The organism is Microbacterium sp. oral taxon 186 str. F0373 (assembly GCF_000411455.1).
Lineage (GTDB): Bacteria > Actinomycetota > Actinomycetes > Actinomycetales > Microbacteriaceae > Microbacterium.
Genome location: NZ_KE150457.1, coordinates 474,145 through 490,019 on the forward strand (window position 1 = coordinate 474,145; position 15,875 = coordinate 490,019).

15 protein-coding genes are annotated in these 15,875 nt (G+C 69.7%); 6 read left to right on the forward strand and 9 right to left on the reverse strand.

Going from position 1 to position 15,875, the window contains the following annotated elements; translation table 11 throughout:
* Positions 1-114: 114 nt before the first annotated feature.
* Complete coding sequence (locus tag HMPREF1529_RS02150; RefSeq protein ID WP_005050380.1) at positions 115-960, reverse strand: endonuclease domain-containing protein; 846 nt, start codon at positions 958-960, stop codon at positions 115-117.
* 230 nt (positions 961-1,190) lie between these two features.
* Complete coding sequence (gene guaB, locus HMPREF1529_RS02155) at positions 1,191-2,693, reverse strand: IMP dehydrogenase (protein ID WP_016463527.1); 1,503 nt, start codon at positions 2,691-2,693, stop codon at positions 1,191-1,193.
* A gap of 360 nt (positions 2,694-3,053) precedes the next feature.
* Here guaB and HMPREF1529_RS02160 point away from each other — a divergent pair, with 360 nt between their 5' ends.
* The 4 genes from HMPREF1529_RS02160 to HMPREF1529_RS02175 are packed head-to-tail and all read left to right on the forward strand — an operon-like array spanning position 3,054 to position 7,188.
* The gene (locus HMPREF1529_RS02160; protein WP_005050382.1) at positions 3,054-4,394 is read left to right on the forward strand and encodes a branched-chain amino acid ABC transporter permease; all 1,341 of its coding nucleotides are present in this window, start codon (positions 3,054-3,056) and stop codon (positions 4,392-4,394) included.
* A 10-nt stretch (positions 4,395-4,404) separates the two neighbouring features.
* On the forward strand, positions 4,405-5,400 hold the full coding sequence (locus HMPREF1529_RS02165) for a branched-chain amino acid ABC transporter permease (RefSeq protein ID WP_005050383.1): 996 nt from the start codon (positions 4,405-4,407) through the stop codon (positions 5,398-5,400).
* On the forward strand, positions 5,393-6,406 hold the full coding sequence (locus HMPREF1529_RS02170; protein WP_005050385.1) for an ABC transporter ATP-binding protein: 1,014 nt from the start codon (positions 5,393-5,395) through the stop codon (positions 6,404-6,406). Before HMPREF1529_RS02165 ends, HMPREF1529_RS02170 begins: the two co-directional genes overlap by 8 nt.
* A complete protein-coding gene (locus tag HMPREF1529_RS02175; RefSeq protein WP_016463528.1) occupies positions 6,403-7,188 on the forward strand; it encodes an ABC transporter ATP-binding protein in 786 nt (261 codons plus the stop codon). The genes HMPREF1529_RS02170 and HMPREF1529_RS02175 overlap by 4 nt, the downstream gene beginning before the upstream one ends.
* A 263-nt stretch (positions 7,189-7,451) precedes the next feature.
* On the opposite strand, the gene HMPREF1529_RS02180 is transcribed toward HMPREF1529_RS02175, so the two are convergent.
* The 3 genes from HMPREF1529_RS02180 to groES form a co-directional block, all read right to left on the reverse strand.
* A complete protein-coding gene (locus HMPREF1529_RS02180; RefSeq protein ID WP_005050389.1) occupies positions 7,452-8,786 on the reverse strand; it encodes an ABC transporter substrate-binding protein in 1,335 nt (444 codons plus the stop codon).
* 170 nt (positions 8,787-8,956) lie between these two features.
* Positions 8,957-9,889: an EamA family transporter RarD gene (rarD, locus tag HMPREF1529_RS02185; protein WP_016463529.1), complete on the reverse strand. Its 933-nt coding sequence runs from the start codon at positions 9,887-9,889 to the stop codon at positions 8,957-8,959.
* Between the two features lie 140 nt (positions 9,890-10,029).
* Positions 10,030-10,326 carry a co-chaperone GroES gene (gene groES / locus HMPREF1529_RS02190; protein WP_005050391.1) on the reverse strand — a complete coding sequence of 99 codons (297 nt, stop codon included), beginning with the start codon at positions 10,324-10,326 and terminating at the stop codon, positions 10,030-10,032.
* A gap of 241 nt (positions 10,327-10,567) precedes the next feature.
* On the opposite strand from groES, the gene HMPREF1529_RS02195 reads away from it, so the two are divergent.
* A complete protein-coding gene (locus tag HMPREF1529_RS02195) occupies positions 10,568-11,887 on the forward strand; it encodes an extracellular catalytic domain type 1 short-chain-length polyhydroxyalkanoate depolymerase (protein WP_005050392.1) in 1,320 nt (439 codons plus the stop codon).
* Between the two features lie 23 nt (positions 11,888-11,910).
* Complete coding sequence (locus HMPREF1529_RS02200; RefSeq protein WP_016463530.1) at positions 11,911-13,104, forward strand: class I SAM-dependent methyltransferase; 1,194 nt, start codon at positions 11,911-11,913, stop codon at positions 13,102-13,104.
* A gap of 29 nt (positions 13,105-13,133) precedes the next feature.
* On the opposite strand, the gene HMPREF1529_RS02205 is transcribed toward HMPREF1529_RS02200, so the two are convergent.
* Genes HMPREF1529_RS02205 through tsaB form a run of 4 tightly spaced genes read right to left on the reverse strand, consistent with a single transcriptional unit; the run spans position 13,134 to position 15,866 of the window.
* Positions 13,134-13,619 (reverse strand): hypothetical protein, encoded by a 486-nt coding sequence (locus tag HMPREF1529_RS02205; protein WP_016463531.1) that lies wholly within the window; start codon positions 13,617-13,619, stop codon positions 13,134-13,136.
* Entirely contained in the window at positions 13,616-14,683 is a 1,068-nt protein-coding gene (tsaD, locus tag HMPREF1529_RS02210) for a tRNA (adenosine(37)-N6)-threonylcarbamoyltransferase complex transferase subunit TsaD (protein ID WP_016463532.1), read from the reverse strand. The genes HMPREF1529_RS02205 and tsaD overlap by 4 nt, the downstream gene beginning before the upstream one ends.
* Positions 14,680-15,177 (reverse strand): ribosomal protein S18-alanine N-acetyltransferase, encoded by a 498-nt coding sequence (rimI, locus tag HMPREF1529_RS02215; RefSeq protein WP_016463533.1) that lies wholly within the window; start codon positions 15,175-15,177, stop codon positions 14,680-14,682. The genes tsaD and rimI overlap by 4 nt, the downstream gene beginning before the upstream one ends.
* Positions 15,174-15,866: a tRNA (adenosine(37)-N6)-threonylcarbamoyltransferase complex dimerization subunit type 1 TsaB gene (tsaB, locus tag HMPREF1529_RS02220; protein ID WP_036282644.1), complete on the reverse strand. Its 693-nt coding sequence runs from the start codon at positions 15,864-15,866 to the stop codon at positions 15,174-15,176. The genes rimI and tsaB overlap by 4 nt, the downstream gene beginning before the upstream one ends.
* Positions 15,867-15,875: the final 9 nt, after the last annotated feature.

A 15,875-nucleotide genomic window follows, 5' to 3' on the forward strand; every position in this document is an offset into this window, starting at 1 on the left:
TATCCGCTCGCGACCCCGTCTCGCGAATGGCGCAGGCCCAGGCCCGGCGGCCCGCCCCACGACGGCACGGATGCCGCGCGCGTCCGGACGGGAGGGTTACGCGAACGGGAGGGCTTACGCGAACGGGCGGTCGTGGAGACCGGCGGCGAGCGCCCGGCGGATCGCGCGCTCGACAGCGGCGGGGTCGTGCACGACCTGCGCGTAGGAGAATCGCAGCACGGTGTAGCCGCGCAGCCGCAGTTCGGCATCGTGCGAGATGTCCTTGGACCGCTGCGTGGACGATGAGTGGTGCGCCCAGCCGTCGATCTGGATCACGAGCCACTCGCCGACGAGGACGTCGACGGGCCTTCCCGCCAGATAGACCTGTTGACGCACGCGAACGCGCAGCCGGCGCAAGGGACGACACACCAGCACCTCGAGACCGGAGTCGGCCAGCCCCGTGACCTCCGCGGCGAGCGCCGCCGCACGCGACGGCCAGCGGATCGCGCGGAGCGCCTCCGGCGCCAGGCGTTCGAGACCGGCGGCCGACTCCCAGAGCACGAGCGCCTGCTCCGGCGGCAGGCAGACGGCGATGTGTGCGAGCGCGTCCTCGATCGTCGCCACGAGCGAGCGTCCGAGCGGCGCGATCGGCTGCGCCCAGTGGGCGACACCGCCCCAGGGGGCGCGGGGTCCCGTTGACCCCGGCGGAAAGTGCAGGTGCACCTCCTCCTCCACGCCCTCGGGCATCCACCACCCTCGCCGGCGCGCGAACGTGGTGCAGCTCACCCGCCCGCCCCACCGGGCCGCCTCGCGCAGGTCGCTGGGCGCCTCGCGCCCGACGAACCACGCGCGGCGATAGAGCTCGACCGCTCCCGCCCGCACCGCCGCGCGAAGCTGCTCGGCGCTGTACCCCTCACCCCGCAGCTGCTGACGGTGCACCGCCGTGCCGCGGAGACGGTCCGAGACGGGCACGAGCTGCATACCGGCATCCTGACCGGCTCTCGGGGCTGGCCCGGGCGCCTCGGCCTCCATCTGTGGGGACATGCCTCACGACGGCGGCTGGGGAGGAGTTCACGTACCCCGCAGAAAGTGACGAACTCCGCACCCGATCACCTGGATCGATGCGGAGTTCGTGCGAATCTGCGGAGTTCGTCACGGCACGGATGCCGCGGAGACGGATGCCGCGGGCCGCGGTGCCGCCGCTCACGGGTCTACTTCTTGTAGTTGGGCGCCTCGACCACGATCTGCACGTCGTGGGGGTGGCTCTCCTTGAGTCCTGCGGCGGTGATGCGGACGAACTTGCCGCGGGCCTTGAGCTCGTCGATGGTGCGCGCACCGACGTAGAACATCGACTGGCGCAGGCCGCCGACGAGCTGGTACGCCACCGCCGAGACGGGTCCGCGGTAGGCGACCTGCCCCTCGATGCCCTCGGGGATCAGCTTGTCGTCGCTCGGGATATCGGCCTGGAAGTAGCGGTCCTTCGAGTACGAGGTCTTCTTGCCGCGCGTCTGCATGGCCCCGAGCGATCCCATGCCGCGGTAGAGCTTGAACTGCTTGCCGCCCTGGAAGACGATCTCGCCCGGCGACTCGTCGGTGCCGGCCAGGAGCGATCCCAGCATGACGGTGTCGGCGCCGGCGACGAGAGCCTTCGCGATATCGCCGGAGTACTGCAGGCCGCCGTCGGCGATGACGGGGATGCCGGCCTCGCGCGCGGCCTGGTAGGCCTCCCAGATCGCGGTCACCTGAGGAACGCCCACGCCCGCGACGATGCGCGTCGTGCAGATCGAGCCCGGGCCGACGCCGACCTTGACGGCATCCACCCCGGCGTCGATGAGCGCCTGGGCACCCTCGCGGGTGGCGACGTTGCCGCCGATGACGTCGATGTGCGCGAACGACTCGTCGGCCTTGAGGCGACGGACCATGTCGATGACGCCCTGGGACTGCCCGTTGGCGGTGTCGACGACGATGACGTCCACACCCGCGTCGCGGAGGGCCTCGGCGCGTTCCCAGGCGTCGCCGAAGAAGCCGATGGCCGCACCGACGCGCAAGCGTCCCTGGTCGTCCTTCGTGGCGAGCGGGTACTTCTCGCTCTTGTCGAAGTCCTTGATCGTGATGAGACCGGCGAGCTTGCCGTCGTCGTCGATGAGCGGCAGCTTCTCGACGCGGTGCTGCGCGAACAGGGCGATGACCTCGTTGGCGCCGATGCCGACGCGCCCGGTCACGAGGCCCTCGCTCGTCATGACGTCGCGCACCTTGGTCGTCTGGCGTTCGAAACCCGAGACGAAGCGCATGTCGCGGTTGGTGATGATGCCGAGGAGGCGCCCGTCCTCGTCCACGACGGGAAGGCCCGAGATGCGGTACTGGCCGCACAGCGTGTCGACCTCCTCGATCGTCGCGTCGGGCGTCGTCGTGATCGGGTCGGTGATCATGCCCGACTCGCTGCGCTTGACCTGGTCGACCATCGCAGCCTGCTCGGCGATCGCGAGGTTGCGGTGCAGGATGCCGAGGCCGCCCTCGCGAGCCATCGCGATGGCCATCCGCGTCTCGCTGACGGTGTCCATCGCCGCCGACAGCAGCGGGGTCGCGACCGTGATGCGGCGGGTGACACGCGACGACGTGTCGGCCTCGGAGGGGATGACGTCGGTGTGGCCGGGCAGCAGGAGCACGTCGTCATAGGTCAATCCGACGAAACCGAACGGGTCGTTGTGCTCCACGTGCTCTCCTGTGTCTGGCATGTGCGTCGCGCGCGGCTCGCGTGTGTCTCGCGCGCGCGAAGGGCGGGTGTACCGATTGTAAGGCGCGGCGACCTCCGCGCATTCCGCCGATACTCCCGGCTCATCCGGTTCCGCCGTGCGCGCCACATCTCGATACGTGCACGTGAACGTTTCGCCTCTTGACGCGGGGCGGCATCTGAGGGAGCGTTTCTCCACGCGACGATGCGCACCCCGACGAAGCTCCAACGACGAAGCGGCGACGTTCTTGTGCGAAACACGCGCGACACATCAGGGTCGTAGCCTCGACCCACCAACGAGCGACCGTCCGGATGGCCGCCGTCGATTTCAGAGTGGAGTGCCATGCTCGTGTCCTCAGCGAGACTCGAGGTCCATCCGCGACGACGCGTCGCCCTCCTCGTCTCCCTTGTGTTCGCCGCGATCACGTTGCTGGCGGTGCTCCTGCCGGCGCAACCCGCCGCGGCCGCCTCGCCCTCGTGCTCGGCCGACGCGTCGACCGCGTGCGTGCAGGGCACGATCCGCCAGAGCGACGGTTCTCCGGCGGTCGGCGTGGGATTGACGATCTCCGGCCCCGGCGCCGGGGCCAGCCCGACCACGACGACCGACAGTGCCGGGCGGTGGGTGTTCGCCGTGACGAAGGACGGCACCTACACCGTGAAGGTGGATGCCGCGACCCTCGCCCAGGGCCAGTACCTTGACGGCGCAGACTCGCGCGAGGTCAGCGTGACGCTGCACTCCGACGTCTCCGCGATCTTCAAGCTCTCCGACAGCCCCGACGGCGCCGCCGCCAGCGCGAGCGCGTTCGACTGGCCGCGGTTCTGGCAGCAGGCGGTGCAGGGCGTCCGTCTCGGCCTGCTCCTGGCCCTCGCCTCGCTCGGACTGTCGCTCATCTTCGGTACGACGGGCCTCAGCAACTTCGCCCACGGCGAGCTCGTCACCATCGGCGGGGTGCTCGCCTGGTTCCTCACCTCACTCACCGGCAACCTCTGGCTCGGCGGCGGCCTCGCCGTCGTCGTCATGGCGGCACTGGGATGGGTCCAGGATGCCGGGCTGTGGAGGCCGCTGCGCCGACGCCGGCTGAGTCTGACCCAGATGATGATCGTGTCGATCGGTCTGTCGATCGCCCTGCAGTACGTCGTGCAGCTGTGGATCGGCGCGGGAACGGTGCGCATCGACAAGTCGAACCCGACCACCGTGACCATCTTCGGCGTCACCTTGACCATCCAGTCCTACGTCGCCATGGGGATCGCGATCGTCGCGATCGCGGCGGTCGGGCTCGGCCTGATGTACACGCGCTTCGGGCGCGCCACCCGCGCTGTCTCCGACAACCCGGCGCTGGCCTCGGCATCCGGCATCGACGTCGACAAGGTCATCCGGGGCGTCTGGATCCTCGCCTCGGGCCTCGCAGGCCTCGCCGGCGTGCTGCTCGGCCTCGTGCTCAACGGCATCGGCTGGGAGACCGGTGGCCAACTGCTGCTGCTGCTGTTCGCCGCCGTCACCCTCGGCGGGCTCGGCACCGCGTTCGGCGCGTTCGCCGGCGCGATGGTCATCGGCCTCATCGTCGAACTCACGAACATCTGGCTGCCGGGCGATCTGAAGTACGCCACGGCGCTCGCACTGCTCATCGTCATCCTGCTGTTCCGGCCGCAGGGCATCTTCGGCCGCGCCGAGCGAGTCGGCTAAGGAGAGGGCCATGGACTTCTGGATCACGCTGCTGCAGCAGCTCACCGAGACCGCGATCGCACCGATCACCGCCGCGTACGTCATCGCGGCGATCGGTCTGAACATCCACTTCGGATACACGGGCCTCATGAACATGGGGCAGGCGGGCTTCATGCTCCTCGGCGCCTACGGGTTCGCGATCACCGTCATCAACGGCGGCGGCTTCTGGCTCGGCGTTCTCGTCGCGATCGTGGCCTGCGTCGTGTTCGCGTTCGTGCTCGGCATCCCGACCCTGCGTCTGCGCGGCGACTACCTCGCGATCGTCACGATCTGTGCGGCCGAGATCGTGCGCATGGTCGGACGCCTGTCCGCTCTCGCCGATGTGACCGGTGGATCGACGGGCCTTGTCGGACCCGAATACCGCGGGGCGTTCACGAGCCTGTCGATCCTGCCGCCGGGCACCACGCAGATCCTGTGGTTCTCCTACCCCAACACCGACCCGGGTTCGGGCAACGACTGGTGGACGCGCCTGGTCGCGTGGGGCCTCGTCGCCATCGCGCTGCTGTTCACCTGGCTCGCGATGCGCAGCCCCTGGGGTCGGGTGCTCAAGGGCATCCGCGAGGACGAGGACGCGGTGCGCAGCCTCGGCAAGAGCTCGTACTCCTACAAGATGCAGGCGCTCATCATCGGCGGCGTGCTCGGCGGCATCGCCGGCATCCTGGTGGTATTGCCGGCATCCGTCCAGCCTGACGGCTTCGGCCGTCCGCTGACGTTCAACCTGTGGACGATCATGCTGCTGGGCGGCGCCGCCACGATCTTCGGCCCCCTGCTGGGCTCGATCATCTTCTTCGTCGTGCGCATCGCCATCGTGCAGATCGCCGGCGAGTACATCCCGTCCTCGATCCTCAACACGCAGCAGACGCAGTGGCTGTCGTGGGTGCTGATCGGTGTCGCCCTCATGCTGCTGGTGATCTTCCGACCACAGGGCATCCTCGGCAATAAGAAGGAGTTGAGCTTCAATGCCTGACCAGACCGCCGACCGCGCCGTTCCGGTCTCGCACGAGCCCGGCGCGATCACACAGGCCATCCGCTCCACACTGCTGAACGTCGCGGAGACCCCCGGCTCGGCCAAGCCCGATCCCATCCTCGTGGTCGACAACATCGAGCGCCGCTTCGGCGGGATGACAGCCGTCAACGTGGGCCACCTCGAGGTGCAGCGCGGCGCGATCACCGCGTTGATCGGTCCGAACGGCGCCGGCAAAACGACGTTCTTCAACCTGATCACCGGCTTCGACAAGCCGTCGTCGGCGAAGAAGCTCTTCGGGGGGCCCTCGTCCGCCGAGGCTGCCAAGTGGTCGTTCGACGGGCGCACGCTCGGCAACACCGCGGCATCCAAGGTGGCCCGCGCCGGCATGGTGCGCACGTTCCAGCTGACGAAGGCGCTGTCGCGCATGACGGTGCTGGACAACATGCTGATCGGCGCGAAGGACAACCCCGGCGAGAACCTGGCGGTCGGCCTCATCAAGCCGCTGTGGGGCGGCGCCGAGAAGGCGAACATCGCCAAGGCCGAGGAGCTGCTGCAGCGCTTCAAGCTCGACACCAAGCGCGACGACATGGCCGGAAGCCTCTCGGGCGGGCAGAAGAAGCTCCTCGAGATGGCGCGGGCCCTCATGAGCGATCCGAAGATGATCATGCTCGACGAGCCCATGGCCGGCGTCAACCCCGCGCTGACGCAGAGCCTGCTCGAGCACATCCAGGCGCTGCGCAACGACGGGACGACGGTGTTGTTCGTCGAGCACGACATGCACATGGTGCGCCACATCTCCGACTGGGTCGTCGTCATGGCCCAGGGAGAGGTGGTCGCCGAGGGCGATCCGGAGCGCGTCATGAAGAACCCGGCCGTGATCGACGCCTACCTGGGCGCCTATCACGACACCGATCTCGGCGACGATGCCGCCGTGAACACGGGCCTCATCACTCAGATCGAGGCCGAGGTCGAAGCCGAGGCCGAGCAGGAGGACGACCACAAATGAGCATGCCATCCGCCGCTGCGGCGCCCGAGGCGCAGACAGCGACGCCCGTCGTCAAAGCCGACAGCCTCGTCGCCGGGTATCTGCCGGGCGTCAACATCCTCAACGACTGCACGCTGGAGGCGTTTCCCGGTGAGCTCGTCGGGATCATCGGTCCCAACGGTGCCGGCAAGTCCACGCTGCTGAAGGCGCTCTTCGGGCTCGTGAACGTCCGCTCCGGCGCCGTCACACTGGAGGGCGAGGACATCACCAACCAGAAGGCCAACCAGCTGGTGCAGGCCGGAATCGGCTTCGTCCCGCAGACGAACAACGTCTTTCCGTCCCTCACGATCGAGGAGAACATGCAGATGGGCATGTTCCTGCGGCCCAAGGAGTTCCAGAGCCGCGTCGCCGAGATCTGGGAGCTGTTCCCCGTGCTGGGCGAGCGTCGCAAGCAGCGTGCCGGCTCGCTCTCCGGCGGCGAGCGCCAGTCGGTCGCCATGGCGCGCGCCCTCATGATGAAGCCGAAGGTGCTGCTGCTGGACGAGCCGAGCGCCGGCCTGTCGCCCGTTCGGCAGGACGAGACCTTCATCCGCACGCGGGAGATCAACAAGACCGGCGTGACCATCATCATGGTGGAGCAGAACGCCCGCCGCTGCCTGCAGATCTGCGACCGCGCGTACGTCCTCGACCAGGGCCGCAACGCCTACGAGGGCGCGGGGCGCGAACTCGCGAAGGACCCGAAGGTCATCGAGCTGTACCTTGGCACGCTCGCCGCGGATGTCGAGGCGTCGCACTCGGACTGACCGCTCGAGGGAAAGAAGGGCCTCGCCGTCACGGCGGGGCCCTTCTGCGTGAGTGCGCAGCGCGCGTCGGCCCGACCCCTGGGTCGAGAGCTGATGCGGAGGAGCGCAACGGATGCGGATGCGGGGGCGGCGCGGCATCCGCATCCGTTGTCCCTATCCGCATCCGTTGAGGGTGAGGGTGGAGCTCAGGCGGCGCATGAGCTCGCGAGGGCACGAAAGAAGGGGCGGATGCCGCGGCATCCGCCCCTTCTTTCGTGCGGGTGTCAGTTCACGGAGCCCTGGATGGACTTCTGGAAGACGGGAGTGTTGTTGGTGTCGAACTTGTAGATGCCGATGTAGGCGCTCGACGGGTCGTTCTGGGAGTTGAAGGGACCGATGCCCGCCTTGCCCGTGTACGTGATGTCCTTGCCGCTCTTGATGAGCGCGAGGCACGAGGCGTAGTCGGAGCACTTCTCACCGTTGGTGGTGCCCGAGACCGCGGCGAGGTTTGCCTGGATCGTCGGACCGTCGGTGCCCTTGCCCTTCTCGGCAGCCAGCGCGGCGAGCACGATGGCGTCGTAGGACTCGGGAGCGTAGGAGAAGTCCTTCAGGTCGGCGTTCGCGCTCTTCTTGTAGAAGTCCACGAGGCGCTGCTTGAACTCGGGGTCGGGCTGGGCGCCGGGAATGGTGCCCTGGGCGCCGTTGAGCGTGCCCGCCTCGAAGTCCTTGCTGTAATCGGCCGTGTTGCCGTCGACGAGGTAGGTCTTCGACAGGTCGAAGCCCTGAGCCTTGAGCTCGGGGACGATCTGCTTGGTCTCGTCGAAGGCGAGGATCACGATCGCGTCGGGCTTGGCAGCCAGAGCCGCCGACACCTCGGACGAGAACGTCTTCTGACCGGGAGCGAACTCCTGACCCTTGCCCTTGGCGCCGTAGACGACTTCGCCGCCCGCCTTGGTGACGGTCTCTTCGACGACATCGCGCAGGCCGGTGCCGTAGGCGTCGTTGAAGACGATGAAGGCGACCTTCTGGACGCCGTCACCGATGACGAGGTTGCCCAGCGCCGAACCCTGCACCGTGTCCGGCGGAGCGGTGCGGAAGTAGTAGCTGGAGTAACCCGACAGCTCGGTCGCGGTGTTGGCGGGTGAGATCTGCACCTTGCACTTCGAGACGATGGTGTCGACGAAGTTGAGGCTGACGCTCGAGGACTCGGCACCGAGCACGACCTGCGCGTCGGAGGAGGCGATCTGGGCGGCGGAGGCGGTGGAGACCGACAGGTCGGACGAGGCGCCGGAGTCGGTGATCGGGGCGACCTTGATGGGCTGACCGAGCACGCCGCCGGCGGCGTCGATGTCTTCGACAGCCAGGCCGTAGCCGGCCTCGGCGGGCGGGTTGAGGTACGCCAGCGAACCGGTCTGCGGCAGGATCGTCGCGAGCGTGAACGGTCCGGTCGAGGGCGTGCCGGGCGCACACGCGGCGGCCGGATCGGCCGATCCCGTCGACGTGGCGCTCGGAGCCGTCGTGGCGGCGCCCCCGCCCGAGCTCGAGCACCCTGCGAGGGCGAGCGACGCGGCGCCCGCGAGCGCAAACGCGGCGATGATCGCCTTGTTGCGATGAACCATGGGTTCTTCCCTTTCTTCGATGACATCGCGCGGCGCACGGGCTCCGCGGTCTGGCTTGAACGCTAAACCTGCTGTGTCACCAGGATGTTTCGCGCACGCATCGAAGAAAAGCACCGCGACGCAATCGTTATGAACCCCGGGGTGCGCGCGGGAGCACCGTCGCGACGGTCTCAGACCAGATCGGCGACGTCGGAGATGCTCCGGGACCGCCGCGACGACACCACGGAATCGACGCTCAGCACGACCAGCGCGACCCACACCAGCGCGAACCCGATCCAGCGTTCGAGCGGCATCGGCTCGTGCAGGATCCACGCGCCGGTGATGAACTGCAGGATGGGGGCCACGAACTGCAGCAAGCCGATCACGGTGAGCGGCGCCCGTCGCGCACCCGCGGCGAACAGCAGCAGCGGAACAGCGGTGACAACGCCGGCAAGGGTGACGAGAACGGTGTGCCCGGCGCCCTGGGTGCCGAAGACGAGGCCGGTGGTGGCGGCGACCACGACCAGCTGGATGAGGGCGATCGGGGTGAGCCAGAGAGATTCCAGGGTGAGGCCGCTGATCGCATCGACCCGAGGACCGATCTGCTTCTTCACGAGACCGTAGGTGCCGAAGCTCGCCGCCAGGGTCAGCGCGATCCAAGGGAACGCTCCGTAGGCGACGATGATGACGATCACGGCCAGGCCCGCGAACCCGATCGCGATCCACTGCGCCAGCCGCAGACGCTCCTTCAGCACGATCACGCCCAGCAGCACGGTCACGATCGGGTTGATGAAGTACCCGAGGCTCCCCTCGATCACGTGACCGGTCAGGATGCCGATGAGGAACACCTGCCAGTTCACGTAGATCAGCAGGCCCGCGACGATCGTCCAGAACACGAGCCGCCGATCGCGCAGGATCGCGAAGAGCTTGCCCCACGTGCGGGTGACGGTGAGCAGGATCGCGCAGAACGCGAGGGAGAAGAGGATGCGCCAGACGACGATCTCCCACGGCCCGATCGGCGCCAGCAGCAGGAAGTAGAGGGGCATGAACCCCCAGAGGAAGTACGCCGCGAAGGCGTAGACCCCACCGCGCCGTTCGTCGCGGGCGGACTCGGCGGGTGTCATGAGACAAAGCCTACGACGGTCGTGACATGCGCGGGGCGACGGATGCCGCGGCATCCTGCCATTGCTGGTCGCTGTTCCGCCAATCCGGTTAACGACGATGGCCCCCGGGATATCCCGGGGGCCATCGTCGAATGCGATCGTCAGCGGACGACGACCGCCAGAACGTCACGGGCCGACAGGACGAGGAACTCGTCGCCGCCGAACTTCACCTCGGTGCCGCCGTACTTGCTGTAGATGACGCGGTCGCCGACGGCGACGTCGAGCGGCACGCGGTTGCCGTTGTCGTCGATGCGGCCGGGGCCCACGGCCACGACCTCGCCCTCCTGGGGCTTCTCCTTGGCGGTGTCAGGGATGACGAGGCCACTGGACGTGACCTGCTCAGCCTCGACCTGCTTGATGACGATGCGGTCCTCGAGCGGCTTGATGGAAACCGACACGGTCTACCTCTTTCTTGCTGGGCGTGATGCTTCAAGACTCGTTAGCACCCACAGGGGTGGAGTGCTAACAGAAGTCTAGAGCGCGGCTGGCACTCGTGCAACGCGAGTGCCAGTTCTGCGCCACAGAAGGCCCACTGTTATATGAATCATCTTTCACCTAGCATCGGACCTGCGCTCCCTGGACCGGGACGACCGGGCAACGGTGCCCGGACGATGGCGGGGGCGGGATCGGAGTCGACCGATGACCATTTCCGACCTCACGACACATCGCCACCCTCTCGCCGGCGGCACTCTCGCCGGCCGAACTCGGCGCCGGCGCGCGATCGCCGCCGCCCTGACCGCGACAGCCCTGGCCGTCGGCGCCCTGCTGTCCGCACCGACCGTCGCCCCCGCCGCGGCGGCGACAGGGTCGTGGACGACCGAATCGATCGCCGGCATGAGCGTGCGGCTGTACACGCCGGCCCGCGCCGCGACACTGGGCACCGGCCGCGCGCTGATGGTCAGCCTGCACGGGTGTGTGCAGACGGCGTCGACGCTGCAGACCGCCGGCAACTGGGCCGCGACGGCGGAGGAGTACGGCATGGTCGTCGCCCTCCCCGACGCTCCCGGCGGCGGTGTGGTGCTCGGCTGCTGGGACTACTACGACAGCAACCACTCGCGCATCTCCCCCGCCCGCCACGACGACAACCTGCTCGCGCTGGTCTCGGCACTCACCGACCGCACCTCACTCGGCATCGATCGGGCGCAGGTGTATCTCTCGGGCCTGTCCTCCGGGGGCGGCGAGACCATGGTGATGGGGTGCCTCGCCCCCGACGTGTTCGCGGGCATCGGCATCAACGCCGGACCCACCGTCGGCACCACGTCGGGACAGATCGGCAGCGTCGCCGTCTCGCAGGCCCAGGGCACGGCGACCTGCCGGAACTTCGCCGGCTCGGCATCCGCGTCGTTCTCGAGCCAGCTCACCTCGGTGATCTACGGATCCAACGACACGACGGTGGCGACGGGCTACAACACCCTCAACGCTCAGATCATGGCGGACATCTACGGCGCCGGGGCGACGTCGACGTTCTCGCTGGCACGGCTGGCCGGCACCAACACGGCGGGATCCGGCACGCTCTACGCGGATGCCGCGGGCCCGCGCGTCTCGCTCATCCAGAACACCGGCCTCGGGCACAATTGGCCGGCCGGCGGCGGTCCGGGCGGCTCGTACGTGTCGACGAACAGCATCGACTACCCCGCGTACGTGACGGGCTTCTTCTTCGCGCACAACCGGCGCGTCGACCGTTCGGCGACCCCGACCCCGACTCCGGCGGTCACCCCGACGCCGACCGCCACGCCGACGGCGAGCCCCAGCCCGACGCCGACCGCACCGGGCGCGACGTGCGTGACGACCACCAATGCCGCCCACAAGGCGGCGGGCCGGGCGACCAACTACGGCGTCAACCCCTACAACCCGTACTACGCGGTGGGCAGTCTCGACTACCTCGGGCAGGGCGATGCGACGGTCACGAGCCTGCAGCAGACGACGGCGTCGCGCTGGACGAAGGTGAGCGGGTGCTGACCCGCCCCGCATAGGCTGGCCGGATGGAACGCGCCGAGCTCACCGCCCTGCTCACCTCCGAGGGGCTGCGGCTGGTCGATGAGCTCGGCGCGATCGACTCCTCCGATGAGGTGGCACGCACCGTATCGCGGTTGCGGGCGCAGGGCCTGTCACCCGAACTCGTCGCAGCCGCCGTCGGACAGGCGCGGCTGCGGACGCGCGCACGCGCGAAGTTCGGCGCGTTCGCCGACCGGATGCTGTTCACGCGCGCGGGCCTCGAACAGGCCACGCGCCTGTCGGTGGGCGCGCGCCACGCGGGCCGGTTCCGCGACGCCGGCGTGCACCGCGTCGCCGACCTCGGCTGCGGGATCGGCGGCGATGCGCTCGCCTTCGCCGGGATCGGCCTCGACGTGCTGGCCGTCGACGCCGACGAGACCACCGCCGCGCTCGCCGCATACAACCTCGCCGCGTTCGGCGACACCGCGACGGTGCGCCATGCCCGCGCCGAGGACGTCGCACTCGACGGCGTCGACGCGGTATGGCTCGATCCGGCCCGACGTACGGCCGGCCACACCGAGACCGCGCGGGTCGCCGCCGGCGACTGGTCGCCGTCGCTGGAATGGGTCTTCGCTCTCGCGGAGCGGATGCCCGCGGGCATCAAGCTCGGACCGGCATTCGACCGGGCGCGGATCCCGGAGGCTGCGGAGGCGCAGTGGATCAGCGTCGACGGGTCGACCATCGAGCTCGTCGTCTGGACCGGAAAGCTCGCCCGCGCTGGTGTCCGCCGCTCGGCGCTCGTCGTCCGCTCCGACCGCGCGGCCGAACTGACGGCGCCCTCCGACGCCGAGGATGCCGAGGTCCGACCCTTGGGCGCTTTCGTCCACGAGCCGGAGGGCGCCGTCATCCGCGCACGCCTGATCGGCGAGGTGGCCCGCCGCCTCGACGCCGGAATGCTCGCCCCCGGCATCGCCTACCTGACCTCCGATGCCGAGATCACGAGCCCCTTCGTGCAGTCCTTCCGCGTCCTCGAGGAGCTGCCCACCGATCTGAAGGCGCTCCGGCAGGCGCTCCGGGAGCGGGAGATCGGCACGCTGGAGATCAAGAAGCGCGGCGTCGATGTCGACCCCGCGACCTTCCGCACCCAACTGAAGCTGAAGGGTCCGCGCACCGCGACGCTCATCCTCACGCGTGCGGGAACCTCGCGCATCGCCCTGCTCGCCGAGCGCGTCACCGGCTGACGCGCATCACGTCGGCGCGGCGCGCCTGCTCAGCCGAAGAGCGGCCCCTGGGTCGACGCCCACCACAGCCAGCCGGCACTGTAGGCGAGCGACAGCAGGCTCAGGCACAGCGCCCAGACCGCGACGGCGCGGCTCTCCCACGGGCGGCGCAGTGCGACGACGGCGAAGACCGCTCCCACGATGCCGATGAGAAAGCCCCAGCCGACCACGAGCGACACGATCAGTCCGACGACGGCGAACGTGAGGGCCCACGGGGCGCTGCGGGGCAGCACCGGCGGCGCCGGCGCCCAGCGCACGTCGGGTTCGGGCGTCCACGACGCAGCGGCCGCGGCATCCACATTCACCGGTGCCGCCACCGGCACCGGCTCGGTGAACTCGCGCTGGAAGCCGCCGCGGTGCGCCCCGGGGAGCGCCGCACTGTCGGCGGGGGCGACGTCGGTCGACGGTGCGTCCAGCCGCGTGTCGACGCGCGGGACGGGCACGTCGGGCGCGGGGCCGGGGCGGTCGTCACTCATCCCACGGCCTCCCCGGCGACCTGGATCTGCGTCACCGGCAACGTCGAATCCGCGCCGAACGCGAGGCGCGAGGGCGGGCGTCCGCTCGCGATGAGCTCGGACGCGAGCGCGGCGATCATGGCTCCGTTGTCGGTGCACAGGCTCAGCGGCGGAATGCGTACGGCGACACCCGCCTCGGCCGCGCGCGCGAGCGCGACCTCGCGCAGACGGCGGTTGGCGATGACGCCGCCGCCGAGCAGCAGCCGCGGCACGCCGTGCTCAGCGCAGGCGTCGAGCGCCTTCGTGACGAGCACGTCGACGACCGCTTCGCGGAAGGATGCCGCGACATCCGCCACGGCGACCTGCTGCCCCGACGCGTCGGCCTGCTCGACCCAGCGCGCGACGGCTGTCTTCAGGCCGGAGAAGGAGAAATCGTAGCGGTGCGCCGCCATGTCGGACGCGCGGGACAGCCCGCGCGGGAAGCGAATGGCCGACGGGTCGCCGCCGGCGGCGGCGCGGTCGATCTCCGGTCCTCCGGGGTAGGGCAGCCCGAGGATGCGCGCGATCTTGTCGAAGGCCTCTCCGGCGGCGTCATCGAGGGTCTCGCCGAGAAGCTCCACGTCGCTCACGAGGTCACGCACGAGAAGCAGCGAAGTGTGTCCGCCGCTGACCAGCAGCGCGACCGTCGGGTACTCGACGTCCTCGCCGGTGAGCAGGTCGGCGGCGATGTGTCCGACGAGATGGTTGACGGCGTACAGCGGCTTGTCGAGACCGACCGCAAGAGCCTTGGCGGCGCCGATGCCGACCATGAGCGCACCGGCGAGCCCCGGCCCGCTCGTGACGGCGACGGCATCCACGTCGGTGAGGGCGATGCCGGCCTCGGCCACGGCGGCGGCGATCGCCGGCTGCAGCGCCTCCAGGTGCGCGCGGGCGGCGACTTCGGGCACGACGCCGCCGAAGCGGGCGTGCTCGTCCATGGAGCTCGAGATGGTGTTGCTGAGGAGGGTGCGGCCCCGGACGATGCCGATGCCGGTCTCGTCGCAACTGGTCTCGATGCCGAGCACGAGCGGTTCGCTGGCGGTCATGAGCACACTCCCCCGGTCTGCGTCTGCGCGCCGTGGCCGGCGACCCAGGCGACGAGATCGAGCTTCATGACGACGGCATCCACGTCATCGGGCTGGTAGTAGCGGGGGCGACGCGCGATCTCGAGGAATCCCTCCGAGACGTACAGCGCGGACGCGGTCGGATTGTCGGCACGCACCTCGAGGAACACCTCGCGCGCCCCGCGCTGTCGCGCCGCCTCCAGGAGTGCCCGCAGCAGCGTCCGCCCCCGGCCCCGACCCCGGGCGGAGGCGGAGACCGTGATCGTCTGGATGTCGGCGTCTGCGGCGCGGGCGACGGCACGGACCCCGCCGTAGCCGAGCAGGCGACCCGCCTCGACGTCGACGAGGTAGTGCGCGTGCGGGGAGAGGAGCTCCTCGCGCATCATGGGCTCGCTCCACGCGTCGGTCGGAAACGACGTGCGTTCGAGGTCCATGATGTCGGCGAGGTCGGAAACCGTAGCCGTGCGCAGCGTCATGCGCGGCCCTCGGCACCCGGACGGGTGATGCTCTTCGGCAGCGTCACGTCGGGAGCACGCAGGTACAGCGGCTCCGCACCGGTGAGTTCGCGTCCGGCGGCGACGGCACGCGCCGCGACGACCGCGAGCATGGCCGCGCTGATCGCGGTCACATCGACGCGCTCGGCCTCCTGCGCAGACAGCACCGCGTCGATGTCGGTGCGCAGGGCGAGGGCCGGTCCCGTCGCGCGGATGGGGAGGCCGTCGGCATCCATGCCCTCGTACACCGAGTACGCGACCTCACGCCGCCGGGCATCGGTCACGACGGCGAACCGGCGCGTGTCGGCGTACGGATCGGCCAGCGCATCGTCGAGGAGGATCGCGAGAGCTGCCGCATCATGACTGGGCACCGCGACGACGGGAAGGCTCCGGGCGAGGGCGAAGGCGCGTGCCGCCGCGATGCCCACGCGCAGCCCCGTGAAGGGGCCCGGGCCCATCCCGGCCGCGACGTGCGTGAGGGTGACCGGCTCTGGCGCCCCCGTCTGTCCGATCGGACCGCGGGCGGCGTCGGCGAGCGCGTCGCGCAGGAGGTCGCCGATCACTTCGGCGTGACCGAGCGGGTTGTCGCTGGTGCGGTCGGCGCGAACCGCGCCGTCGGGATCGACGATGCCGACGGCGGTGCCGAGCGAGGTGTCGATGCCGAGGATCACGTTTCCAGG

What these genes read in the sequence shown, in the direction of transcription:
- HMPREF1529_RS02150 (WP_005050380.1), bottom strand. Translation starts at nt 960, where the DNA reads ATGCAGCTCGTGCCCGTCTCGGACCGTCTCCGCGGCACGGCGGTGCAC.
- HMPREF1529_RS02160 (WP_005050382.1), top strand. Translation starts at nt 3,054, where the DNA reads ATGCTCGTGTCCTCAGCGAGACTCGAGGTCCATCCGCGACGACGCGTC.
- HMPREF1529_RS02165 (WP_005050383.1), top strand. Translation starts at nt 4,405, where the DNA reads ATGGACTTCTGGATCACGCTGCTGCAGCAGCTCACCGAGACCGCGATC.
- HMPREF1529_RS02170 (WP_005050385.1), top strand. Translation starts at nt 5,393, where the DNA reads ATGCCTGACCAGACCGCCGACCGCGCCGTTCCGGTCTCGCACGAGCCC.
- HMPREF1529_RS02175 (WP_016463528.1), top strand. Translation starts at nt 6,403, where the DNA reads ATGAGCATGCCATCCGCCGCTGCGGCGCCCGAGGCGCAGACAGCGACG.
- HMPREF1529_RS02180 (WP_005050389.1), bottom strand. Translation starts at nt 8,786, where the DNA reads ATGGTTCATCGCAACAAGGCGATCATCGCCGCGTTTGCGCTCGCGGGC.
- rarD (WP_016463529.1), bottom strand. Translation starts at nt 9,889, where the DNA reads ATGACACCCGCCGAGTCCGCCCGCGACGAACGGCGCGGTGGGGTCTAC.
- HMPREF1529_RS02195 (WP_005050392.1), top strand. Translation starts at nt 10,568, where the DNA reads ATGACCATTTCCGACCTCACGACACATCGCCACCCTCTCGCCGGCGGC.
- HMPREF1529_RS02200 (WP_016463530.1), top strand. Translation starts at nt 11,911, where the DNA reads ATGGAACGCGCCGAGCTCACCGCCCTGCTCACCTCCGAGGGGCTGCGG.
- HMPREF1529_RS02205 (WP_016463531.1), bottom strand. Translation starts at nt 13,619, where the DNA reads ATGAGTGACGACCGCCCCGGCCCCGCGCCCGACGTGCCCGTCCCGCGC.
- tsaD (WP_016463532.1), bottom strand. Translation starts at nt 14,683, where the DNA reads ATGACCGCCAGCGAACCGCTCGTGCTCGGCATCGAGACCAGTTGCGAC.
- rimI (WP_016463533.1), bottom strand. Translation starts at nt 15,177, where the DNA reads ATGACGCTGCGCACGGCTACGGTTTCCGACCTCGCCGACATCATGGAC.